Below are 24224 nucleotides of genomic sequence, written 5' to 3' on the forward strand. Positions count from 1 at the left end.
CAGTCACGGGCCCGGAGAGCCCATCCCCACCACGATCCCGCCCTCGCAAGCGACAGCACGCCAATTCTCGCGCCCTGGCCCGTCCCGCCGGCCAGTCTCAGAACCGCCTTGTTCAGCGCCCTCCTAGCGAGTCCGCGGCCTGGCGTCGAGATTGCGCCCAGGGTCGTTGATCGAGCCCATTCACGACCCTCAATGCAATCTCGGAGGAGTTGCGACTAACCTACCGGTTGGTTGGGCACGTCTCGATGGCGAGGGGAGTGTGTGAGTGAGCTCTGCGGTCCGAATCGGCAACTCCTCGGGTTTCTACGGTGACCGACTCGCGGCGATGCGGGAGATGCTCACCGGCGGCGAGCTGGACTACCTCACCGGTGATTACCTTGCCGAACTCACGATGTTGATCCTGGCGCGCGACCGGGCCAAGTCGCCCGACCGCGGCTATGCCAAGACCTTTCTGGTCCAGCTCGAAGAGTGCCTCGGCCTCGCACTGGACCGCGGCGTGCGCATCGTCGCCAACGCGGGCGGACTCAACCCCGCCGGGTTGGCGCAGGCGGTACGGGAGTTGGCGGACCGTCTCGGGTTGAGCGTGCGCGTGGCCCACGTCGAGGGCGACGATCTGTTGCCGCGCGCCCAGGAGTTGGGGCTCGGCACGCCGCTGGCGGCCAACGCCTACCTCGGCGCTTGGGGCATCGTGGACTGCCTCAACTCGGGTGCCGATGTCGTCGTCACCGGCCGAGTCACCGACGCGTCGGTCATCGTCGGACCCGCGGCCGCACATCACGGATGGAGCCGCACCGACTACGACCAGCTCGCGGGTGCGATCGCCGCCGGCCACGTCATCGAATGCGGTGCGCAGGCCACCGGCGGCAATTACGCGTTCTTCGCTCGGGATTTTCCCGACCTGACGGCCTTACTCCGTCCGGGCTTCCCGCTCGCCGAGGTCGCCGCCGACGGGTCGTCGGTGATCACCAAACATCACGGCACCGGCGGAGCCGTCACCGTCGACACCGTCACCGCACAGCTGCTCTACGAGATCACCGGCGCGCGTTACGCCAATCCCGATGCGACGCTGCGCGTCGACACCATCGAGCTGTCCGACGACGGGCCCGACCGCGTTCGGATCAGCGGAGTGAAGGGCGAACCGCCACCTCCGACGTTGAAGGTTTCGCTCAATAGTGTCGGCGGCTTCCGCAACGAGATGACCTTGGTGCTCACCGGATTGGACATCGAGGCCAAGGCAGCGCTGGTGCGCAAACAACTCGAGAGCACCCTGACGGTCACGCCTGCCGAGATGCAGTGGACGCTCGCACGCACCGACCACGTCGATGCCGACACCGAGGAAGCGGCCAGCGCGCTGCTGCGGTGTGTGGTGCGCGATCCGGATCCCGCCAACGTCGGACGCCGGTTCTCTTCGGCTGCAGTCGAACTCGCACTGGCGAGCTATCCGGGATTCACCAGCACTACGCCGCCGGGCGACGGTCAGATCTACGGGGTGTTCCACCCTGCCTTCGTCCCGGCCACCGAGGTACCGCACGTGGCCGTGCACTCCGATGGCAGCCGCGTCGATATCCCCCCGGCCACGGAAACTCTGCAACTGGCCAAGGTGCCGCCGTTCGCATTGCCCGAGCCGATTCCGTTTGGCGAGACCCGACGGGTACCGCTGGGCGTGATCGCCGGCGCCCGCAGCGGCGACAAAGGTGGCAGCGCCAACGTCGGGGTGTGGGTACGCCGTGGCGACCACTGGCGGTGGCTGGTACACACACTGACCGTCGAGAAGCTTCGCGAGATGCTGCCTGAGACAGCCGATCTCGAAGTCACCCGTGATCTGCTGCCCAACCTGCGCGCAGTCAACTTCGTGATCGAAGGCATCCTCGGCCAGGGCGTGGCCTACCAGGCCCGGTTCGACCCACAGGCCAAGGGTCTGGGTGAATGGCTGCGCAGCCGCCATATCGACATTCCTGAGGAGTTCTTGTCATGAGCATCTGGAATACCCCCGAGCGAGAACAGCTGCGAAAGACGGTGCGGGCGTTCGCAGAACGCGAGATCCTGCCCAATGTCGACGAGTGGGAGCACACCGGCATGCTCCCGCGCGAGCTGCACCGCAAGGCAGGCGACGCAGGCTTGCTGGGGGCGGGCCTACCCGAGGAGATCGGTGGCGGTGGCGGTGACGGCGCGGACGCGGTGGTCATCTGCGAGGAGATGCACTACTGCGGTGCACCAGGCGGGGTCTTCGCATCGTTGTTCACCTGCGGCATCTCCGTGCCGCACATGATCGCCTCCGGCGATGCGCGGCTGATCGACACCTACGTGCGGCCGACACTGCGCGGCGATCTGATCGGCAGCCTTGCCATCACCGAACCGGGCGGCGGTTCGGACGTCGGACATCTGACCACCCGCGCTGTGCGAGATGGCGATGACTACGTCATCAACGGCGCGAAGACCTACATCACCTCGGGAGTGCGGGCCGACTACGTCGTGACCGCAGCACGCACGGGAGGCCCAGGCGCGGCGGGTGTTTCGTTGATCGTCGTGGAGAGAAACACACCTGGATTCGAGGTCACCCGCAAGCTGGACAAGATGGGGTGGCGGTCTTCCGACACCGCCGAACTGAGTTACACCGACGTCCGCGTGCCCGCCGCCAACCTGATCGGCGGCGAGAACACCGGTTTCATCCAGATCGCCGGTGCATTCGTCTCCGAACGCGTCGGCCTTGCCGCACAGGCGTATGCGAGCGCCCAACGGTGTCTCGACCTGACCGTCGAGTGGTGCCGCAACCGCGAGACGTTCGGCAAGCCGCTGATCACACGACAATCCGTGCAGAACACGCTCGCCGAGATGGCGCGACGGGTCGATGTGGCCCGCGTGTACACGCGCGCGATCGTAGAACGGCAACTCGCCGGCGAAAGCAATCTGATCACCGAGGTGTGCTTCGCCAAGAACACCGCCGTCGAAGCCGGCGAGTGGGTGGCCAATCAGGCGGTGCAGTTGTTCGGCGGGATGGGATATATGACCGAATCCGAGGTAGAGCGGCAGTACCGCGATATGCGGATCCTCGGCATCGGCGGCGGTACGACGGAGATCCTCACCGGCCTGGCGGCCAAAACCCTTGGCTTCCAATCATGACCGCGTTGAAGTCGACCATCGATCCACGGTCGGCGGCGTTCTCCGAGGCTGCCGACGTGATGACCGCCAAGCTCGCCGAGCTCGACACCGAACACGCCAAGGCGCTGGTCGGCGGCGGTGACAAGTACGTCAAACGCCACCACGACCGCGGCAAGATGACGGCGCGCGAGCGCATCGAGATGCTGCTCGACCCCGATTCCCCGTTCCTGGAACTGAGTCCATTGGCCGCGTGGGGCACCGACTTCACCGTCGGCGCCAGCGTTGTGACGGGCATCGGTGTAATCGAAGGCGTCGAGTGCCTTGTCGTCTCCAACGACCCCACTGTCAAGGGCGGCACCAGTAATCCGTGGACGCTGAAGAAGATCCTGCGCGCCAATCAGATCGCGCTGCAGAACCGGCTGCCGGTGGTGTCACTGGTGGAGTCCGGCGGCGCCGACCTGCCGACGCAGAAAGAGATCTTCATCCCCGGCGGTCAGATGTTCCGGGACCTCACCCGCCTCTCCGCGGCAGGTATCCCGACCATCGCGCTGGTCTTCGGCAACTCGACCGCGGGCGGCGCCTACATCCCAGGTATGTCCGACCATGTGGTGATGATCAAGGAGCGATCCAAGGTCTTTTTGGCCGGGCCGCCGCTGGTGAAGATGGCGACCGGCGAGGAATCCGACGACGAGTCCCTCGGCGGCGCCGAGATGCACGCCCGCACATCGGGACTCGGCGACTACTTCGCCGTTGATGAGCTCGATGCGATCCGTATCGGCCGCCGCATCGTGGCCAGGCTGAACTGGCGCAAGCAGGGACCACTGCCGGGGCCGGTCACCGAGCCGCTCTTCGACGCCGACGAACTGGTCGGCATCGTGCCCGCCGATCTGCGCATCCCCTTTGATCCGCGCGACGTCATCGCCCGCATCGTGGACGGCTCGGACTTCGACGAGTTCAAACCGCTCTACGGCGGCTCGCTGGTGACCGGCTGGGCCACGCTGTACGGCTACCCGATCGGCATCCTGGCCAACCACCGCGGCGTGTTGTTCTCCGAGGAATCGCAGAAGGCGACCCAGTTCATCCAGTTGGCCAACCGCTCCGACACACCACTGTTGTTCCTGCACAACACCACCGGATACATGGTCGGCAAGAAGTACGAGGAAGGCGGGATGATCAAGCACGGCTCGATGATGATCAACGCCGTCTCCAACTCGACAGTGCCGCACATTTCCCTGCTGATCGGCGCCTCCTATGGCGCCGGCCACTACGGCATGTGCGGCCGGGCCTACGACCCCCGATTCCTTTTTGCCTGGCCCAGTTCCAAGTCCGCCGTCATGGGCGGGGCTCAGCTGGCGGGCGTCCTTTCGATCGTGAGCCGGGCCGCCGCCGAGGCCCGAGGTCAGGAATTCGACGAGGATGCCGACGCCGCGCTGCGCGCCGCGGTTGAGGCGCAGATCGAGGCGGAGTCGCTGCCGATGTTCCTGTCCGGACGGCTCTACGACGACGGCGTGATCGATCCGCGCGACACCCGCACCGTGCTGGGAATGTGCCTGTCCGCCATCGCCAATGGCCCGATCAAGGGCACGTCGAACTTCGGCGTCTTCCGGATGTGAGGACCAGATGATCACAGAGGTCGAAACTGAAGTTATGCAGAAGAATTCCGGGACTTCTCCTGTACAAGCTCAGTCTCGACAGCGGGGAGGCACCAGATGATCACTCGAGTGCTGGTCGCCAATCGCGGCGAGATCGCGCGGCGCGTCTTCGCCACCTGCCGCAAGCTGGGTATCGGGACAGTCGCCGTCTACACCGACCCCGACGCGGCGTCTCCCCATGTCGCCGAGGCCGACGCCCGGGTGCGGCTGGAAGGCACCCGCGGCTACCTCGATGCAGCACAGTTGATCGCCGCCGCACGAGCGGCCGGCGCCGACGCGATCCACCCCGGGTACGGGTTCCTTTCGGAGAACGCGGAATTCGCTGCCGCGGTGGCCGACGCCGGCCTGACGTGGATCGGTCCGCCGGTGGCCGCTGTCGCCGCGATGGGCTCCAAGATCGAGGCGAAGAAGATGATGGCGGCCGCGGGCGTCCCGGTGCTCGAAGAACTCGACCCCGACACCGTGACCGCCGACCAGTTGCCGGTCTTGATCAAGGCATCGGCGGGCGGCGGCGGCCGCGGTATGCGCGTGGTCGACGAATTGTCGGGACTGGCCGGGCAAGTGGAGGCCGCGCGCCGCGAAGCGCAGTCGGCTTTCGGCGATCCGACGGTGTTCTGCGAGCGCTACCTCGCCACCGGCCACCACGTCGAGGTCCAGGTGATGGCCGACCAACACGGCACCGTCTGGGCGGTCGGCGAACGCGAATGCTCGATCCAGCGGCGGCACCAGAAGATCATCGAGGAAGCGCCTTCACCGTTGGTTGAGCGGATCGAGGGCATGGGCGCCAGGCTTTTCGAGGCCTCCCGGCTGGCAGCGGAGGCCATCGGTTACAGCGGCGCGGGCACCGTCGAGTTCATGGCGGACGAGTCGGGCGATTTCTTCTTCCTCGAGATGAACACCCGGCTGCAGGTCGAACACCCCGTCACCGAGGCCACCACCGGTCTGGACCTCGTGGAGTTGCAGCTGCTTGTCGCCGACGGCGGGCGGCTCGACGCCGAACCGCCGCCGACCCGCGGATACGCCATCGAAGCCCGGCTCTACGCCGAAGACCCGGCGAAGAACTGGCAGCCGCAGGCCGGCACCATGCACCGCTTCGAGGTTCCCCAGACGGTGCGTGTCGACACCGGCGTTGAGAACGGGTCGGAAGTGTCGATCTTCTACGATCCGATGCTCGCCAAGGTCATCTCCTACGCACCGACGCGGCGCCAGGCCGCAGCCGTCCTAGCCGATGCGTTGACCCGCAGCCGGCTCCACGGCATCCGGACCAACCGCGATCTGTTGGTCAACGTGCTTAGGCATCAGGCGTTCCTGGACGGCGCCACGGACACGGCGTTCTTCGACACCCACGGCCTCGACCGGCTGGCCGCACCACTGGCCGACGACCGCGCGGTCGCGTTGTCCGCCGTCGCCGCGGCGCTGGCCGATGCCGCACAGAACCGCTCTGACGCAACGGTGTTCGCCGCCGCTCCGAGCGGTTGGCGCAACCTTCCGTCAGGTTTCCAGACGAAGTCCTACGCCCACGCCGGCGACGAGCTGACGGTGCGCTATCGATACACGCGCGCCGGCGTCGACCTACCTGACTACGACGACGTCACCCTCGTGTCGGCCACCCCTTGCCGTGTCGTTCTTTCGGTCGCCGGCGTGGAACGCCCCTTCGATATCGCGAGATACTCCTCGGGCGTGTACGTCGACTCGCCGCTGGGCCCCGTGCATCTTGTTACGTTGCCCCGATTCGGTGATCCCGATGCCGCCGTCGCGCAGGGGTCGCTGCTGGCACCCATGCCGGGGTCGGTGCTGCGCATCGGCGCCGCGGTCGGCGACTCGGTCACCGCCGGGCAGCCGTTGGTGTGGTTGGAGGCGATGAAGATGGAGCACACCGTGACCTCGCCCGGCGACGGGACCCTCACCGAACTCAACGTCGAGGTGGGCCAGCAGGTCGACGTCGGCTTCGCACTGGCCCGAGTACTCGCCCGAGTGGACAACCCTTAAGGAATCACATGAGCAGTTTCATCGAGACCGAAGAGCAACAGGCCCTGCGCAAGGCCGTCGCCGCGATGGCCGCCAATTACGGCGAGAAGTACTACCTCGAGAAGGCGCGCGCAGGCGAACACACCACCGAGTTATGGAGTGAAGCAGGCAAACTCGGCTTCATCGGAGTCAATCTGCCCGAGGAGTACGGCGGCGGCGGGGCCGGGATGTACGAGTTGTCACTCGTCATGGAGGAGATGTCGGCGGCCGGCTGTGCCCTGCTGTTGATGGTGGTCTCCCCCGCCATCAACGGGACGATCATTTCCAAGTTCGGCACCGACGAACAGAAGAAGCGGTGGATACCCGGCATCGCCGACGGCTCGATCACCATGGCGTTCGCGATCACCGAACCCGACGCGGGCTCCAACAGCCACCGCATCACCACCACCGCGCGGCGCGACGGCAGCGACTGGATCCTATCCGGGCAGAAGGTCTATATCTCCGGCGTCGACCAGGCCCAAGCGGTGCTCGTCGTCGGTCGGACCGAGGACCATAAGACCGGCAGCCTCAAACCTGCGCTATTTGTAGTGCCCACCGACACCCCGGGCATGTCGTGGACCAAGATCGACATGGAGATCGTCAGCCCCGAGAACCAGTTCCAACTCTTCCTGGACGAGATGCGACTGCCCGCCGATGCGCTCGTCGGCTCCGAAGACGCAGCGATCGCGCAGCTGTTCGCCGGACTCAACCCCGAGCGCATCATGGGTGCCGCCAGCGCGGTGGGGATGGGCCGCTTCGCCATCAACAAGGCGACCGAGTACGTCAAGACGCGGCAGGTATGGAAGACGCCGATCGGCGCGCATCAGGGACTGTCCCACCCATTGGCGCAGAACCACATCGAGATCGAGCTGGCGAAGCTGATGATGCAGAAGGCTGCGACCCTGTACGACCTCGGTGACGACGGCGGCGCTGCCGAGGCCGCCAACATGGCCAAATATGCCGCCGGTGAGGCGTCGGTTCGGGCGGTCGACCAGGCGGTGCAGAGCCTCGGTGGCAACGGCCTGACGAAGGAGTACGGCATCGCCTCGGTGCTGACCGCGTCGCGGTTGGCCCGCATCGCACCCGTCAGCCGGGAGATGATCCTCAATTTCGTCGCGCAGACCTCGCTTGGTCTGCCACGCTCGTACTGATGGCCGCACTCGTCCGCTACAACGTCGAAGGCAGCGTCGCTCGTCTGACGCTGGACTCGCCGGACAACCGCAACGCCCTCTCGACCGCGCTGGTTGACCAGCTGCATCAAGGTTTGACGGCCGCCACCGAGGAGGCCGGCGTCCGTGTGGTGGTGCTCGGTCACACCGGCGGAACCTTCTGCGCAGGAGCCGATCTCGCGCAAGCATCGTCTGGAGCCGACCCCGCCGATGTTGCCGCTGACCGGGCGCGCGAACTGACCCGGCTGCTGCGCCGGATCCTCGAGCTCCCGGTGCCGGTGATCGCCGCGATCGACGGGCATGTCCGCGCGGGCGGCCTGGGACTGCTCGGCGCATGCGACATCGGTGTGGCCGGCCCGTCCAGTACGTTCGCGCTGACCGAAGCCCGCATTGGTGTTGCGCCGTCGATCATTTCGCTGACGTTACTGCCGAGAATGACGGCCCGCGCCGCGGGCCGGTACTTCGTGACCGGCGAGAAGTTCGGACCCGCCGAGGCCGCGGACATCGGCCTGGTCACGATCGCCGCCGACGACGTCGAGGCGACGGTGACGACCCTGGCCGCTGAGATCGGCAAGGCCTCGCCGCAGGGGCTGGCGGCGTCGAAGGCACTGACCACCGCGCCACTGCTGGCGGCGTTCGACCGCGACGCCGAGGCACTGACCCGACAGTCCGCCGAGTTGTTCGTATCGGAGGAGGCCAGAGAGGGCATGCTGGCGTTCCTGCACAAGCGCCCGCCGAACTGGGTGAGATAGATGTCACGCGAAATCCTCGTCACCGGAGCGACGGGCACACTCGGTAGCCAGGTGGTGACCGCCGCGCTCGCGGCCGGGCATCGGGTGCATGCGCTGAGCCGACGCGAGCGCGCCCATGACTCGTCGGTGCAATGGCATCGCGGCGATCTGCTCGAGGGCACCGGAATCGACGCAGCGGTCGGCGGCGTTGACGTGATCGTCAACTGCGCGACGCAGCCGACCGGCGACAAGGACGTCACCTCGATACACAACCTCGCGTCTGCGGTGCGACGAAAGGGCACCGGCCACCTCGTGCACGTGTCGATTGTCGGTATCGACCGAATCCCCTTGCCCTACTACCGAACCAAGCTTCGCGTCGAGCAGTCACTCGAAGGCGCCGGCATCGGCCACACGGTGCTGCGCGCGACGCAGTTTCACGACCTGATCAATACCTCCTTCGCTATCCAGCAGTACTCCCCCGTCCTATGGGCGCTGCGCGACGTCAGATTCCAGCCGATCGACACCCGCGACGTCGCGGACCGGCTCGTCGCATTGATCGACGCCGAGCCCGCGGGCCGGGTGCCGGACATCGGCGGGCCGACGGTGCACACTCATGCGGAGTTGGCGCGGATCTACCTGACCGCACATCGTGGCCGCCGCAAGGTGGTTTCCGTCCCTGTTCCGGGACGGATCGTTGCTGCCTTTCGGACGGGTGCGAACCTCGCGCCCGACAACCCCGTCGGCACCACCGAGTTTGCCGATCATGTGGCCGCCGCGGAATAAAGTTTGCTTATCTATCTGATTCGCCGGCGACGGTGAGTGCACAGTTTGGCCATCGGCCTTGCATGTGCCAGCGTTCGTCGTAGGCTCGTCAGTGATGACGTCTTGCGCGAAGAACAGATGGCCGGGATGACGACTCCAGCGTCCCGAAACGGTTCGATGCGCGCTGCTGACACTGATCGTATTCAGATGGCGCAGCTGCTCAGCGATGCCGCGGCTCAGGGTCGATTGCCGCTGCGCGAATATGAAGAACGCCTGAACAGGGCCTACGCCGCTCAGACCTATGAAGAGCTCGACCGGCTCTCCGCCGACCTGCCCGGCGCGGTCACGCGGGGCCGCACCGGCGGACCCGTCCGGCCTGCGCCGTCGACGATGCTGCTGGCGATCATGAGCGGCTTCGAGCGCCGCGGCCGCTGGAACGTACCCAAACGGTTGACCACGTTTGCTCTGTTCGGCGGCGGCGTGCTGGATTTGCGGTACGCCGACTTCACGTCGCCCGACGTCGAGATCCACTCGTACTCCATCTTCGGCGGCCAGACCATCCTGATACCGCCCGAGGTGAACGTCGACCTGCGCGGCGTCGGTGTGATGGGCGTATTCGACCAGAGCGTGAGCGGCAACGGCTCACCGGGCGCGCCGTGCGTGCGTATCCGCGGCTTCTCGCTGTGGGGCAGCGTCGGCGTCAAGCGCAAGCAGCGCAAGAGCGCTTAGGCCGCGAGATCAGGCCCCGTAGACGAAGCTTCCCGCCGGGCTGAGTACGAAACCAGTCTGATCGGCGCTGTTGGTGCACAACGTCGCGACTCCGTCGGTGCCGCAGCTCACGCTTCGGAATGACAGCCGGGTGTTGGGCGGCAACGGCTTTGCAGCCACGGATACGCCGTACAACGGACGGTCGGAGGTGGCGAAGCCGGGCCCACCGACTGGTCCCGCGCTCACCGTGTTGGCGCCGCCAGGCGCGGCGGGTATCGGCCCGCTGCAGCCATAGCCGCCCGACTGGCGGTCCAGCACGCAGGTCACGCCGTTGGGCGCGCTGAAGGCGTACCACGCGCCCTCATTCACCGAATACTCAGCCGGGCTCTGCGGTGCGAAGGCATTGACGTTGGGAGGGCCTGGGGCCGGTTCAGCGAAAGCTGCCGCTGGAAAGGCGATTACCGCGATTGATCCAGCCATCCCGAGGCCTGTCAGCAGTCTGCTCAGCACGCCCAAACCCTACAGGGGACCAACCGGGCACGCAGGGTTGCGCCTCGCCCCCGTCGTGCAACTCGGGTGGCCTATCGGCGCCGCCGCGACCGCAGGTAGTCGCCCACCACGGCGGCACCCAAACCGTCCAGGTCGGGCACAACGACGCGACCCTCCACGCGGCGCGCGACCTGATCGATGAACTTCGCAAGTCCCGGATCGCTGCCCAACCGGAAGATCGTCACCTGCGCGCCCAACCCTGCCATGTCGTCGAAGCCCTTCACCGTGTGGGCGATGGTCCGCGGGTGGGGCGGGTAATCGAAGAACACGCCCGGCGGCGCAGTCGCCGGATCAGCTCCAGCACCGCCGCTATACGACTCCAGGTGCGCGGTGGGCTCACCGTCGGTCACGACGAGCAGCACCGGCTGTGCGTTGGGATGCCTGCGCAGATGCCGACCGGCCAGCGCCAGCGCGTGGTGCAGGTTGGTGCCCTGCTCGTAGACACCCTCCAGCCCGGTCAATTCGGCTGTGGACACCGTGCGCGCATAACGGCCGAAGGCGATGATCTCCAACGCATCCGAGCGAAATCGCGTGCTGATCAGGTGGCTCAACGCCAGCGCGGTGCGTTTCATCGGCAGCCACCGGTTCTCCATCACCATCGAGAACGAGGTATCGACCAGCAGCGCCACCGCGGCCTGCGTGCGTGTCTCGGTCTCAGAGATCTCAACGTCTTCGACGGTGAACTTCAACGGCATGTCGGCGCCACCGGTGCCGGCCCGGCGCAGCACCGTGTTCGTCAACGTTCGCGTGACGTTCCAGGGTTCGGTGTCACCGAACGCCCACGGCCGCGTCGCGCCGGTCAACTCGCCGGCCGCACCCGCCCGGCGGGTATCACGTTCACCGTGTCGTCCCGAAAGCTGTTGTGCCACATCACGTAACGCCGCCTGCCCCAGCTGGCGCATCGCTTTCGGCGACAGTCGCCATTGCCCGTCCGAGCCGCGATCCAGGAATCCCTGGTTCACCAGTGCCCGCTCGAGTTCCGCCAGTGTCGCGGCGTCCACGGCGGCTTCGTCGCCGAGCTGACGGGCGAGCATGTCCAGGTCGACGTCCTCCATGGTGGCACCCGCGTAGCTCTGCGACAGCGACTCGGCGAGCTCTTCGAGTTCGGCGATGTCGGCCATCGCCTGAGTGCCCTCGCCCATGCCCATCGGGTTGTCCCCGGAGAACCGCGACGATCCCGACCAGTCCTCGCCCGGGCGCGCCGCCTGTAGGTGACCGTCGAGCTTGTTGAGCGCGTTCATCAGCGACGGTGAGCCGAATGCCTGCTGCGACAACGCATCCAACTCGGCCCGCTGATCCGGGGACAGGCTGTTACGGAAGCGCTGCGCGGCGGCGGCCCGCTTGGCCAGCGAGTCCAGCAGCTCGTCGACGTTGCGCGGGTTCTCCGGGAAGAACTCGCCGTGCTTGTCCATGAAGTTCTGGAAGTCTTCTTGGGAGTCCTCGCCGTTGGCGTGCTTGTCCAGCAGGTCGTTGAGATCGTCGAGCATCTCGTTGACGCGCTGTCGGTCCTCGTCGGTGGCGTTCTCCATCGCCTGCTTCATGCCTGCGAACCGCTGGTCGAGCATCTCGCGTCCGAGAAGGTCTTTGATCTGGTCGTACTTTTCGGCCGCCTCGGGGCTGCGCCAGTCGTAGTCGGAGAGTTCCTGCACCGCCTTCGCGGGAGACGGCGGCAGCGACTCGATCCGCATCTCGTTGAACCGCGCATCGTCGTCGAGCGCCCGGGCCAGCTCCTTGCGCTCGGCCAGCACTGCTTCGTCGAGCAGCTTCTTGACCTCGGCCAGGGTGCCGTCGAGGTTGTTGCGCTGCAACATTTCCCGACGGCGACGGTTGGCCTCGGCGGCGAGCCGGTCAGCGCCGCGCATGTTCTCCGTGCCACGCCGCATCAGCTCCGACAGTGCGCGTCGCGGCGAGCTGCCCTCCATGACGTCCTGGCCGATCTGCTCGAGCGCCTCGCGCAGATCGACCGGCGGGGCCAGCGGATCGGGCCCACCGGTGTATCGCGAGTATCGCGAAGTGCGTTTAGCCATATACGGTTTCGCCTTCTGCTGACACCTTGTCGATCCGTTTGGCCAGATACAACGCCTCGAGCGCAAGCTCCACGGCCGCCGCCCGCTGCCCGTCCGTCGTCGCCTCCAGTCGCTTCTGGATCTCCGCGATCGCCGGGACCTCCGGTACCGCGGCCAACACGTCGCGGGAGGAAACCCGCTCGCCGGTGGTGACCGCCGAACCGTTCTCGATCGCGACCACCAACGGACCCACGTCGATACCGCCGAGCAGCTTCTGCGCGGTGTCCGCGGTGGCGCGGCGCAACAGGTGTTCGAGCACCGCCTGCTCGCGGCCCTCCTCACCGGATTCGAACTCCAACTTGCCGCGCAGCACGTCGATCACCGTCGACAGGTCCACCACCCGCGCCACCGGATCCTGTTCACCCAGAATGGCCGAGCGGTGGCGTGCCGACGCAGCGACCGTCTCGGCGGCCGCGATCGCGAAGCGCGCCGACACACCGGAACGCTGATCGATGGACCGCGACTCCCGCAGGTAGCGGGCGAAGCGGGCGAGCGCCTGCACGAGGTATTCAGGAACCTCGGCGGCCAGATGCGCCTCCTGGCGGATGACCCCGACCTCGGCTTCTAGCTCGTAGGGATAATGGGTGCGGATCTCGGCCCCGAAGCGGTCCTTCAGCGGCGTGATGATGCGGCCGCGGTTGGTGTAGTCCTCGGGATTGGCACTCGCGACGACGACGACGTCCAGCGGCAGCCGCAACGTGTAACCGCGCACCTGGATGTCGCGCTCCTCCATCACGTTCAGCATCGACACCTGGATGCGCTCGGCGAGGTCGGGCAACTCGTTGATCGCGACGATGCCCCGGTGTGCCCGGGGAATCAGGCCGTACGCGATCGTCTCCGGGTCACCGAGACTGCGGCCCTCGGCCACCTTGATCGGGTCGATGTCGCCGACCAGGTCGGCCACGCTGGTATCCGGGGTCGCCAGCTTCTCGGTGTAGCGCTCGCTGCGGTGCCGCCACTCGACGGGCAGGTCGTCGCCGGAGTCCGCGGCCCGTCGGATGGACTCGGGGGTGATCGGCGAGTAGGGGTGCTCGCTGAGCTCGGCGCCGGCGATGACGGGGGTCCACTCGTCGAGCAGGCCGGTCAGCGCGCGCAGCAGACGGGTCTTGCCCTGTCCGCGTTCGCCAAGCAGCACCACGTCGTGCCCGGCGATAAGGGCACGTTCCAGTTGTGGGAGCACGGTGTCCTCGAAGCCCAGGATGCCCGGCCACGCATTACGGCCTTCGGCCAGCGCGGCCAGCAGGTTCTCGCGGATTTCGGCCTTGACGCCCCGCTCGACATGACCGGAGGCCCTCAGCTCGCCGACGGTCCGGGGCAAATCGTTAGGTGATGTCACCACTCCACGCTACGACGTGACCCGCGACCGTGCCCGTCCCCTCGTCGACACGCCGCCAATCCGTCACATTCTGCGCACGCTCGATCCCTGCATAAAAGCCTCGGCAATGGGAATTCTTCCCACGGCAGAACGAACTCAAGGAGGCACCCGAATGCCGAATCCGTCCATCAAGAACGAAAAGCTGTACGAGGACCTGCGCGAGGAAGGCAACTCGAAGCAAAAGTCCGCCAGGATCGCCAACGCCGCTGCCGCTCGCGGCACATCAGTCGTGGGCCGCAAGGGCGGAAAGTCCGGGTCTTACGACGACTGGACGGTTTCAGAGCTGAAAAAGCGCGCCAAGGAGATCGGCATCTCGGGCTACTCGGCGCTGACCAAGTCGAAGCTGATCGACAAGATCCGCAACTCGTAGCTCAATGCGCGAAGTGCCGGGCGCCCGTCAGGTAGAGCGTGATGCCCGCCGCCGCGGCCGCCGCGGTCACCTCGTCGTCGCGCACGGAACCACCGGGATGCACGATCGCCTTCACGCCGGCATCCGTCAGCACCTCGAGCCCGTCGGGGAACGGGAAGAACGCGTCGGACGCGGCGACCGCCCCCTGCACGCGGTCGCCCGCCCGCTGCACGGCCAGCTTCGCCGCGTCGACCCGATTGACCTGACCCATGCCCACGCCGACGGTGGCACCGTCGGCGGCGACGACGATGGCGTTCGACTTCACCGCGCGGCAGGCCAGCCACGCGAATTTCAGATCGGTCAGCGTCGCGGGGTCTGCCGGAGAGCCGGTGGCCAGTGTCCAATTGGCGGAATCGTCGCCGGGTGCGGTGAACTCGTCGCGCTCCTGAACCAGCAGTCCGCCGCTGATCTGGCGGAATTCGGTACCGCCCTGCTGCGGCTCGGACGCCAACAACACGCGGATGTTCTTCTTGCGCGCAAGAACTTCCACCGCGCCCGACTCATAGGCAGGCGCGATGATCACTTCGGTGAAAATGTCGGCGACCGTCTCGGCCATCTCGACTGTCACCTCGGTGTTGGCCGCGATCACGCCGCCGAACGCGGACAGCGGATCGCATTCGTGCGCCTTGCGGTGGGCGTCGGCCACCGACACCGAGGAGATGGCGATTCCGCACGGGTTGGCGTGCTTGATGATCGCCACGCAGATCTCTTCGTGGTCGAACGCGGCACGCCACGCGGCATCGGCATCGGTGTAGTTGTTGTAGGACATCTCTTTTCCGTGCAGCTGCTGCGCCTGGGCGAGACCCGGCCACCCGGAGTCGTAGCGATACAACGCGGCCTGCTGATGGGGGTTTTCGCCGTACCGCAGTACGGCTTCGCGCCGCCACGTCGCACCGGCCCACAATGGAAGCGACGGCGGGGAGGCGTCACCCTCAGAGGCCAGCACCGACGACATCCACGCCGCGACCGCGACGTCGTACTCGGCCGTGTGCCGGAAGGCCAAGGAGGCCAGCTTTTTCCGCTCCTCCAGCGTGAAGCCGCCGGCCCGCACCGCGGCGAGCACACCGTCGTAGCCGAGCGGATCGACGACCACCGCGACGCTGGGATGGTTCTTGGCTGCGGCACGCACCATCGACGGACCGCCGATGTCGATCTGCTCGACGCATTCGTCTTCACTGGCACCGGAGTCGACGGTCTGGGTGAACGGATAGAGGTTGACGACGACCAGTTCGAACGGCGCGACGCCGAGTTCGGTCAGCGCCGAAACATGTTCGGGCTTGCGCTGATCGGCGAGCAGCCCGGCGTGCACATGCGGGTGTAGCGTCTTGACTCTGCCGTCGAGCACTTCGGGGAACCCGGTGACCTGTTCAACCGAGGTGACCGGAACGCCAGCGTCGGCAATGGTTTTGGCGGTCGAACCGGTTGAGACGAGTTCGACACCCGACTCGTGCAATCCGCGCGCAAGGTCGGCGAGACCGGTCTTGTCGTACACGCTGATCAATGCGCGCCGAATCGCCCTACGGTCAGTCATCCTACGGTCGCCTTTCGTCCGGTCCAGGTCACGCCGCGGGTAGCCACCGCGGCCAGAACGTCCACCAGCAGTCGTCGTTCGACGACCTTGATCCGCTCGTGCAGGCTGGCTTCGTCGTCATCGTCGAGCACCGGCACGGCTTCTTGAGCCAGCAGCGGCCCGGTGTCGGTTCCGGCATCGACGAGGTGCACGCTGCAGCCCGTCACCTTGACGCCGTATTCGAGTGCGTCGGCAACGGCGTGCGCACCCGGGAATGCCGGCAACAGCGCCGGGTGGGTATTGATGATCCGCCCCATGAATCGGGAAAGAAAATGGGGCCCAAGAATTTTCATGAAACCGGCAGCCACGATCAGATCGGGCTCCTGCAATGCGGTGGCGTCGGCGATCGCGGCGTCCCACGCCTCGCGGTCAGGATGGTCGCGCAGTCGTACGGCATAGCTGGGCACCGACGCCGATGCGGCGATGTCAACGGCCTGGCAGTCGCGGTCCACGCCGACCGCGACGATGCGGGCCGGATAGTCGTCACCGCCGGTGGCGTCCAGCAGCGATCGCAACAGCGATCCGGTGCCCGACGCCAGCACCACAACCCGTGCAGGCACCTTCGGGGGCACACGAAGCGGTTGCTGCACGCCTGGCAGCCTAATCGTCGCGGTTCGGCGCCCGGTCCGTGGTCGCACCCGGCGTGGCTTGATCGTCGGGCAGGTCGTCGACAACGAAGTGGTCCTCGGGGTCACCGAAAGCGTCCGGGTCGATATCCCGGGGTTCGACCTGGGCCCGGGGGCCGACGTCCGGGTCCTCGATGTCAGAGTCCTCGATGTCAGAGTCCTCGGCGGCCGGCTCGGCCTCGAACGCCGGCTCGAACTCGGGTTCCGGGTCCGGCCCGGCCGCTGGCTCCGGCTCGGGTTCTGATTCGGCCGCCAGCTCGAGCTGCGCCTCATCCTCCGCCTCGTCCTCCGGCCCCGGCTCCTCCTCGGGCTCCGGCGCCGGTTTGGGCGCCCTGACCCGCCGGGCGATACCACCGGACATCGCCACCGTCAGCGCTCCAATGCCGGCGAACCACAGGAAGACCGCAGGTCCGAACGTGGCCTGGTCGACGCCGACATCACCGAAGTTGCCCAGCCGCCCGCCGCCCGCATGGCCGAGCACCGCCATGATCAGCGCCGCGATCGCGGAGGCGACCACGAGCTTGCCGATCGCGGGCAGCAGGGGCAGCGGGTGGCGGGCTGCCTGCTGGCCAAGCGCCACACCCGATGCCGCGGCGACGATCAGCAGCGCCACCCAGATCGGGCCCAGCGGTGGCGTGGGCAGGGCTGCCAGCACCGGCAGGGCCGGGATGTCACCCCCGAACACGGTGAACGAACTGAACGTCGCCAACCCGATGTGCGCACTGGAGCCCACGGCGACCGCGGCGGTGCCGACGAGCACGTTGGGGATGTACAGGATCGACAACAAGGTCAGGCTGAACTGCCCGAAAATCGAGTCGGTGATCCCGTACAGGTCGTGCATCGTCGCCCAGTGCACAACCATCGATCCGACCATCACGACGCCCGAGAGCCCCAGGAGCGCCAGCACTCCGGCGCTGGCTGCGCGGAACGCATCGGGCAGCCACGCAGGCAGGGGCGAGCCCGCCAGTACTCGTCGTCCGACCCGCGACCCGACACCTATCACCGCGCCGGCCGCGTGCACCGCCAGCACGCTGCCGAAGGCGCGCAACGCGTCGGGGGTCTGGAGCTGGGTGAGCACCGATGCGGCGTCGTGCACGACGGCCAGTGCGAGCGCCGCGATCAACAGCGGGCCGCCAAGGGCCGATGCGACGACCCATCGCGTCACGAACCAAGAGCCCGCCGGCGACGTGGCCCGCGCGGTCGAACGCGCGGTGCCCCACACCATCGCGAGCATGGGCAGCAGCGGCAGGACGCCGAGCTCGCTGCCGCCGATCGAGATCGGCACCAGATGGACGCCCAACCACATGCTCGCGATCGCGCCGAGCGCCCCGGTCATGTCGCTGTTGGCGATCAACAGCTGCAACAGCACCACTGCCGCGATGACGCCCAGCGCCACGACGGACGGCCCGAACGCGACCCCAAGCAGCTCACGCGCCTGGCGTGTGCCGACTGGTCGGTTGTCCACTAAGGCCGCTCCTCGCGCAAGCTCGTGCGCGCGAAGTTGACGCACGCGCGGCTCAGACTACGACGGTGGGGGGCCTGACTGCGTGGAAGACGTCGCCGATTGCGTCGGCATCGGTGCCTGGGTGGTCGGCGCCGAGGATGGCGGCGGCTGCCCGAAAGTCGGGAATCCGGTGGGCGGGGTCGGAGGTCCGCTCTGCTGACCGCTGGCAAATCCGCCGGTCGACGGGCCGCCGCCCTGGTACCCGCCATACTGCGACGGATAACCGGGACGCTGCGACAGTCCCTGCTGTTGCGGCTGCTGCGGACCGCTGTGCGGAGCCTGATGGCCGTAGTACTGCCCGCCGGGTGCGCCGTACTGGCCGTACTGCGGCTCGTACCGGGGCGCCTGCGGCGCAGGCGGGGTGATGACACCCGCATCGAACAACAGCACCGCCACGGCGACAATCGCCTGGAACACGGTGAACGCGATGATCAGGTAGAGGCCCCAGTCGATGGACACCCCTTCTGGCGCCGTCAGCACGATTGCGATCACCAGAAGGAACGCCAGCACCGAGAGCACCGCGATCGCCGCGGGCGCGAGCTTCTGCTTGGGCAGTAGCGACACGCCGGCGATCAATCCGGCGGCGATCGCCGCGACCACACCGAGATCCAGCAGCGTCGGCGTGAAGTAGTCCGCGCCCGCCGTGAAGAGCGGTCCGAAGCTGGACAGATACACACCCAATCCGAGCACCGCGACGGCGATGGTCAGGTACATCGGCAGCTGACTCGGACCAGCGGGGCCCACCGGCCCAGGCTCGGGTGCCCTGCCGAACTGCTGCGTCGGTGCCGAGAACTGAGTGGTCGGCTGCTGTGCGGACGGGTATCCGGGATTCCCGGGCGGACCTTGGGGGTACGACATGACCTCTCCTGTGCTGGACGGCTTCGAACCCACGCTAGCGCACCGACCTTGGCAACGACGTCGGCGAGGGTTCGGGCGCGAATCCGCTACGAGATCCTGCATTTCGGGCACCGCGGCCGGAGGTCGCGTCAGCCGGGCGCGACCGCGCCGACTGACTCGACTGTTGCGCCGCGGGTGGCCCACGTTGTGAGTAGCCGACTACGTCCGTGGGCCGCCGACAGGTACCGACACCTGGCCGCTTGCCCTCCGGACTAGAACACGTTCTAATCCTGGTATGGACTACGGGCTTGTGCTCTTCACCAGCGACCGGGGTATCGACCCGGCATCCGCCGCCAAACTCGCCGACGAGCATGGCTTCACCACGTTCTACGTGCCGGAGCACACGCATATCCCGATCAAACGCGAGGCCGCGCATCCCACCACGGGCGACGAGTCGCTACCCGATGACCGCTACATGCGCACCCTTGACCCGTGGGTGTCGCTTGGCGCCGCATGTGCGGTCACCTCCCGGGTGCGGCTGTCAACGGCGGTGGCGCTGCCGGTCGAACACGACCCCATCACATTGGCGAAGTCCATCGCCACCCTGGATCACCTCTCCGGCGGCCGCGTCTCACTGGGCGTCGGATTCGGTTGGAACACCGACGAATTGGCCGACCACAACGTGCCGCCCGGCCGACGGCGCACGATGCTGCGCGAATACCTGGAGGCCATGCGCAGCCTGTGGACCCAAGAGGAAGCCGAATACGACGGCGAGTTCGTCAAGTTCGGTCCGTCCTGGGCCTGGCCCAAACCGGTTCAAGCGCATATCCCGGTGCTCGTCGGTGCGGCGGGTACGGAGAAGAATTTCAAGTGGATTGCGCGCTCGGCAGACGGCTGGATCACCACACCGCGTGACTTCGACATCGACGCCCCGGTCAAGTTGCTTCAGGACACGTGGGCGGCCGCCGGGCGCGACGGGGCGCCGCAGATCGTCGCGCTCGACTTCAAGCCCGATCCGGACAAGCTGGCCAAATGGGCCGATCTCGGGGTGACCGAGGTGTTGTTCGGCCTGCCCGACAAATCCGAGCCAGAGGTCGCTGCCTACGTCGAACGCCTCGCAGGAAAGCTCGCCGCGCTGGTCTAGACGCACGTCGCCCGCTCGCGAGTGTGGGCTTACGACACCCTTGCCCGCACTTCCGGGTGCGGGTAACCCACATTCGCGGGAAGGTGCTAGCCCAACGTGGCGGTGTTCTTCTTACCGTCGTTCGTCACCGAGATGGCCGCGCCCAGCGGGTCGCCGTCGGTCATCAGCTTGACCAGATCTTCGTCGTCGGTGAGCGCCATGAACCGGCTACCGTCGGCGTCGAGTCGGCCGATGATGACGCCGGTGGTGACGGGCCAGTCGTAACGCACCGAGTAGGTCTCGATCGTGGCCCGCCCTTCGGCATTGCGGGTGACTGCCACCTTCGGGAGTGCGGCAATATCTTCCTGCAGAGCCTTACTGCGGTCGCCAGACCAATCGGCAGGCTCTGTCGAGTAGACCCCGACCGAGTACTTGCTCATGACGCCGCCGTTGGCGCCGACAAGGCCGAATGCCCCTGGCGTGTCCCGCATTTGGATCACCGTCTCGGCGATACCGTGCAGCGAGTAGCTGTTGCCGGGACCGCCGAAGTACGGCAGGCCGCCGGTCAGGGTAAGGCCACGCGGGTCGTCGGCGGCCAGCCCGAACTCGTCGCACACCGCGAAGACGGGGAACGGGAAGCAGCTGTAGAGGTCGAAGGTCGCAACGTTGTGAATGCCTATGCCTGCCACCCGAAGCGCCTCTGCTACAGCCTGTTTCGCCGCGATGCTGATACTGACATCGACGCGATCCAACAGGTCCTGCTCAGTTTGATCTGCGTGGCCACGCACGTACACCCACTTGTCTTCGGCCACGCCGAGGCGGCGTGCGGCCGCCACCGACATCAACAGTGCGGCCGCACCCTGATTCACCTGATCGCGGGCCACCATCAAACGGGGATACGGGTCGCAGATCATCCGGTTCTCGTCGGTGACGGTTATCAGTTCGTCCACCGAACGTTCCACCGGCGATGAAGAAAACGGGTTCTTGGCAGCGATTTTGGAGAACGGCGCGAACAGTTCGGCCATGTCCTTGCGGTAGTCGGCGACGCTGATACCCAGCCGGCCGCGGCGGGCGTTGTCGAGTAGTCCGTACTGCACGGGCGCACCAGTCAGCCCGTGCATGGCGGTGTACTCGCTCATGTACTGCTCGAAGCCGAAGCCCCGGTCCTCGAGCTGGCCGCCGACGGTCTCACCGTGGTCTGGCTTGTCTTCGCGGCGCGCGAACGTCTTTAACGTGGAACCATTCTCGGAACCGAGGATGATCGCGACCTCGATGTCGCCCGCGGCGATCGCCCCGGCGAATTCCGTCACCAGCTTCTGCGGTCCGTTCCCGCCGATGGGCTCCAGCACCGCTCGTGCCGGATCCGCGCCGACCCGCTTGGCCACCGAACGCAGGTAGTTGTCAGAGGCGCCCAGCCGGGGCTTCTCGAACGGCGTGCAGATCTCGAACTGCCGCAGTCCGACGAACACCTCGATCGCCTTCGCCACGGTGTCGACGTCCACGCCGGTGTCGGCGAGCGCGGCCTGCGTCGCGGCCGTCGCCAGTTCCACGGCCGACATGCCCCGATAGGAGGGATCGTCGATGCGCTCGGTGAACTGGCCGACACCGACCAGCACCGGCGTGCGCGGATCGACCGCCATTACGGACCTCCTGACGAGTGTTAATTCGTCAGGCTAATCGATGACTAGAACGTGTTCCTAATTCTGCGGCGCATCTCACGCCCGCCCGAAGACTGCGGTGAGAGGACTACAGGCTCTGCAGGATCTCCCGAGCCAGGCGTGCGGTCTCCGAGGGGGTCTTGCCCACCTTGACGCCGGCGGCCTCGAGGGCCTCCTTCTTGGCCTGTGCGGTCCCAGACGAGCCCGACACGATGGCGCCCGCGTGGCCCATGGTCTTGCCTTCGGGTGCGGTGAAACCCGCGACATAGCCGACGACCGGCTTGGACACATTGGCTTTGATGTAGTCGGCTGCGCGTTCCTCGGCGTCGCCGCCGATCTCACCGATCATCACGATGACCTTGGTCTCGGGGTCCTTCTCGAATGCCTCGATCGCGTCGATGTGGGTGGTGCCGATCACCGGGTCGCCGCCGATACCGATAGCGGTCGAGAAGCCCAGATCGCGCAGTTCGTACATCATCTGGTAGGTCAGGGTGCCCGACTTCGACACGAGACCGACCGGGCCCGAATCGGTGATGTTGGCCGGTGTGATGCCTGCCAACGCCTCGCCCGGCGTGATGATGCCCGGGCAGTTGGGGCCGATGATGCGGGTCTTCAGACCCTTGTCGACGTTGTAGGCCCACGCATAAGCGCTGTCCTGCACCGGGATTCCCTCGGTGATCACGACCAGCAGCGGGATCTCGGCGTCGATGGCCTCGATGATCGCGTCCTTCGCGAACTTCGGCGGTACAAAGACGACCGAGACGTCGGCACCCGTCTCCTTGATCGCATCGGCGACCGTGCCGAACACCGGCAATTTGACTTCTTTGCCGTCCTTATCGACGTGAGACACCTCAGTTCCGGCCTTGCGCGCGTTCACGCCGCCGACCAGCTGGGTGCCCGCCTTGAGCATGAGCGCGGTGTGCTTGGTGCCCTCGCCGCCGGTGATGCCCTGGACGATGACCTTGGAGTTCTTGTTCAGAAAAATGGACATCGGTCATGTCTCCTTAAGACTTGTTCGCCAGCTCGGCGGCTTTGTCGGCGCCGGCGTCCATGGTGTCGGCCTGGATCACCAGCGGGTGGTTGGCCTCGGCAAGGATGCGGCGGCCTTCTTCGACGTTGTTTCCGTCGAGGCGAACCACCAGTGGTTTGTTCGCCTCGGCGCCGAGGATCTTCAACGCGTTGACGATGCCGTTGGCCACGGCGTCGCAGGAGGTGATGCCGCCGAACACGTTGACGAACACGCTCTTGACCTGAGCGTCGTTGAGGATGACGTCCAAGCCCGCCGCCATCACCTCGGCGGACGCGCCACCACCGATGTCGAGGAAGTTGGCCGGCTTGACGCCACCGTGCCTCTCGCCGGCGTACGCAGTCACGTCCAGCGTCGACATGACGAGGCCGGCGCCGTTGCCGATGATGCCGACCGCACCGTCGAGCTTGACGTAGTTGAGGTCGTGTTCTTTTGCTTTGAGTTCCAGGGGGTCGGTTGCGTCGCGGTCCTCGAACTCCACGTGGCCGGGCTGGCGGAAGTCGGCGTTGCCGTCGAGGGTGACCTTGCCGTCGAGCGCGAGGATCTGATCGTCGGGAGTGCGCACCAGCGGGTTGACCTCGACCAGGGTGGCGTCCTCCGCGACGAACACCTCCCACAGCTTCTGGATGGTCACCGCGGCCGCGTCGAGCACCTCGGCGGGCAGGTGGCCCTGCTCGGCGATGGAGCGAGCCGTCGCGAGGTCGACACCCTTGACGGCGTCGACGGGCACCTTGGCGAGCCGCTCGGGCTTGGTCGCCGCGACCTCTTCGATCTCCATGCCGCCCTCGACCGAGCACATCGCCAGGTAGGTGCGGTTGGCGCGATCGAGGAGGAAGGAGATGTAGTACTCCTCGGCGATGTCGCTGGCCTCGGCGACCAGCAGCTTCTTCACGACGTGGCCCTTGATGTCCAGGCCCAGGATGTTCTGCGCATGGGTGAACGCATCGTCGGGCGTCGCGGCGTACTTCACGCCGCCGGCCTTACCGCGTCCGCCGACCTTCACCTGCGCCTTGACCATGACGGGCTTGCCGATCTCCTCGGCGATGGCCCTGGCGTCTTCGGCGGTGTCGGTGACGCGGCCGGGTGTGGTGGGCACGTTGTGCTTGGCGAACAGTTCTTTGGCTTGGTATTCGAAAAGGTCCATGGGCTCTGAAACATCCCTGTCTGTGAAGCGCGTCTATGAGCTGTGTAGGTCGGAGGTTTACCCCTGGCGGGCTCGGGGGAACTTTATCCACACGAGGTTGAGACCTCAGAACCGCCCACCCGTCATGTGGTGGATCTCACCGCCGGGTGTCAGTGATACATGTCACATTCTCCGGTGGAATACGTCCTCGGGTTGCCACCAACATTGG

Annotated in this window: 20 protein-coding genes; 10 read left to right on the forward strand and 10 right to left on the reverse strand. The window is 66.7% G+C overall.

Annotation, left to right across the window (positions count from 1 at the left end; genetic code table 11):
* Nucleotides 1-265: 265 nt before the first annotated feature.
* The 8 genes from CSQ99_RS07835 to CSQ99_RS07870 all read left to right on the forward strand — a co-directional run bounded on the left by CSQ99_RS07835 (nucleotide 266) and on the right by CSQ99_RS07870 (nucleotide 10149).
* Nucleotides 266-1975, forward strand: coding sequence for an acyclic terpene utilization AtuA family protein (locus CSQ99_RS07835; protein ID WP_099038501.1), 1710 nt, complete (start codon nucleotides 266-268; stop codon nucleotides 1973-1975).
* Nucleotides 1972-3120: an acyl-CoA dehydrogenase family protein gene (locus CSQ99_RS07840; RefSeq protein ID WP_099038502.1), complete on the forward strand. Its 1149-nt coding sequence runs from the start codon at nucleotides 1972-1974 to the stop codon at nucleotides 3118-3120. Before CSQ99_RS07835 ends, CSQ99_RS07840 begins: the two co-directional genes overlap by 4 nt.
* Nucleotides 3117-4712, forward strand: a complete 1596-nt coding sequence (locus CSQ99_RS07845; RefSeq protein WP_099038503.1) for an acyl-CoA carboxylase subunit beta — start codon at nucleotides 3117-3119, stop codon at nucleotides 4710-4712. The genes CSQ99_RS07840 and CSQ99_RS07845 overlap by 4 nt, the downstream gene beginning before the upstream one ends.
* A gap of 96 nt (nucleotides 4713-4808) precedes the next feature.
* Nucleotides 4809-6740, forward strand: coding sequence for an acetyl/propionyl/methylcrotonyl-CoA carboxylase subunit alpha (locus tag CSQ99_RS07850; RefSeq protein ID WP_099038504.1), 1932 nt, complete (start codon nucleotides 4809-4811; stop codon nucleotides 6738-6740).
* Nucleotides 6741-6748: 8 nt separating this feature from the next.
* Nucleotides 6749-7909: an acyl-CoA dehydrogenase family protein gene (locus CSQ99_RS07855; protein ID WP_099038505.1), complete on the forward strand. Its 1161-nt coding sequence runs from the start codon at nucleotides 6749-6751 to the stop codon at nucleotides 7907-7909.
* Nucleotides 7909-8679 carry an enoyl-CoA hydratase family protein gene (locus CSQ99_RS07860; RefSeq protein WP_099038506.1) on the forward strand — a complete coding sequence of 257 codons (771 nt, stop codon included), beginning with the start codon at nucleotides 7909-7911 and terminating at the stop codon, nucleotides 8677-8679. The genes CSQ99_RS07855 and CSQ99_RS07860 overlap by 1 nt, the downstream gene beginning before the upstream one ends.
* A complete protein-coding gene (locus tag CSQ99_RS07865; protein ID WP_099038507.1) occupies nucleotides 8680-9441 on the forward strand; it encodes an SDR family oxidoreductase in 762 nt (253 codons plus the stop codon).
* Nucleotides 9442-9567: 126 nt separating this feature from the next.
* Nucleotides 9568-10149, forward strand: coding sequence for a DUF1707 SHOCT-like domain-containing protein (locus CSQ99_RS07870; RefSeq protein ID WP_099038652.1), 582 nt, complete (start codon nucleotides 9568-9570; stop codon nucleotides 10147-10149).
* A gap of 9 nt (nucleotides 10150-10158) precedes the next feature.
* Here the strand turns inward: CSQ99_RS07870 and CSQ99_RS07875 are convergent, their stop codons facing one another.
* The 3 genes from CSQ99_RS07875 to CSQ99_RS07885 all read right to left on the reverse strand — a co-directional run bounded on the left by CSQ99_RS07875 (nucleotide 10159) and on the right by CSQ99_RS07885 (nucleotide 14079).
* Entirely contained in the window at nucleotides 10159-10638 is a 480-nt protein-coding gene (locus CSQ99_RS07875) for a hypothetical protein (protein WP_099038508.1), read from the reverse strand.
* A gap of 71 nt (nucleotides 10639-10709) precedes the next feature.
* Nucleotides 10710-12704, reverse strand: coding sequence for a vWA domain-containing protein (locus CSQ99_RS07880; RefSeq protein WP_099038509.1), 1995 nt, complete (start codon nucleotides 12702-12704; stop codon nucleotides 10710-10712).
* Nucleotides 12697-14079, reverse strand: a complete 1383-nt coding sequence (locus tag CSQ99_RS07885) for a sigma 54-interacting transcriptional regulator (protein WP_176560926.1) — start codon at nucleotides 14077-14079, stop codon at nucleotides 12697-12699. Before CSQ99_RS07885 ends, CSQ99_RS07880 begins: the two co-directional genes overlap by 8 nt.
* Nucleotides 14080-14230: 151 nt before the next feature.
* On the opposite strand from CSQ99_RS07885, the gene CSQ99_RS07890 reads away from it, so the two are divergent.
* A complete protein-coding gene (locus tag CSQ99_RS07890; RefSeq protein WP_099038511.1) occupies nucleotides 14231-14488 on the forward strand; it encodes a DUF7218 family protein in 258 nt (85 codons plus the stop codon).
* A 1-nt stretch (nucleotide 14489) separates the two neighbouring features.
* Here the strand turns inward: CSQ99_RS07890 and purH are convergent, their stop codons facing one another.
* From purH to CSQ99_RS07910, 4 genes are read right to left on the reverse strand one after another with little or no spacing between them, the layout of a single operon-like run.
* Nucleotides 14490-16058 (reverse strand): bifunctional phosphoribosylaminoimidazolecarboxamide formyltransferase/IMP cyclohydrolase, encoded by a 1569-nt coding sequence (gene purH, locus CSQ99_RS07895; protein WP_099038512.1) that lies wholly within the window; start codon nucleotides 16056-16058, stop codon nucleotides 14490-14492.
* Nucleotides 16055-16687, reverse strand: coding sequence for a phosphoribosylglycinamide formyltransferase (purN, locus tag CSQ99_RS07900; RefSeq protein WP_099038513.1), 633 nt, complete (start codon nucleotides 16685-16687; stop codon nucleotides 16055-16057). Before purN ends, purH begins: the two co-directional genes overlap by 4 nt.
* A 10-nt stretch (nucleotides 16688-16697) precedes the next feature.
* Entirely contained in the window at nucleotides 16698-18188 is a 1491-nt protein-coding gene (locus tag CSQ99_RS07905) for a cell division protein PerM (RefSeq protein WP_099038514.1), read from the reverse strand.
* A 57-nt stretch (nucleotides 18189-18245) separates the two neighbouring features.
* Complete coding sequence (locus tag CSQ99_RS07910) at nucleotides 18246-19085, reverse strand: DUF5336 domain-containing protein (RefSeq protein WP_099038515.1); 840 nt, start codon at nucleotides 19083-19085, stop codon at nucleotides 18246-18248.
* Between the two features lie 274 nt (nucleotides 19086-19359).
* Between CSQ99_RS07910 and CSQ99_RS07915 the strand changes: the two genes are divergently transcribed.
* Nucleotides 19360-20208, forward strand: coding sequence for an LLM class F420-dependent oxidoreductase (locus tag CSQ99_RS07915; protein WP_099038516.1), 849 nt, complete (start codon nucleotides 19360-19362; stop codon nucleotides 20206-20208).
* Between the two features lie 86 nt (nucleotides 20209-20294).
* On the opposite strand, the gene CSQ99_RS07920 is transcribed toward CSQ99_RS07915, so the two are convergent.
* From CSQ99_RS07920 to sucC, 3 genes are all read right to left on the reverse strand, one after another.
* On the reverse strand, nucleotides 20295-21827 hold the full coding sequence (locus CSQ99_RS07920; protein WP_099038517.1) for an acetyl-CoA acetyltransferase: 1533 nt from the start codon (nucleotides 21825-21827) through the stop codon (nucleotides 20295-20297).
* Nucleotides 21828-21933: 106 nt separating this feature from the next.
* On the reverse strand, nucleotides 21934-22836 hold the full coding sequence (gene sucD, locus CSQ99_RS07925) for a succinate--CoA ligase subunit alpha (RefSeq protein ID WP_099038518.1): 903 nt from the start codon (nucleotides 22834-22836) through the stop codon (nucleotides 21934-21936).
* A 13-nt stretch (nucleotides 22837-22849) separates the two neighbouring features.
* Complete coding sequence (sucC, locus tag CSQ99_RS07930; protein WP_099038519.1) at nucleotides 22850-24016, reverse strand: ADP-forming succinate--CoA ligase subunit beta; 1167 nt, start codon at nucleotides 24014-24016, stop codon at nucleotides 22850-22852.
* Between the last annotated feature and the right edge of the window lie 208 nt (nucleotides 24017-24224).

The organism is Mycobacterium neglectum (assembly GCF_002591975.1).
Lineage (GTDB): Bacteria > Actinomycetota > Actinomycetes > Mycobacteriales > Mycobacteriaceae > Mycobacterium > Mycobacterium neglectum.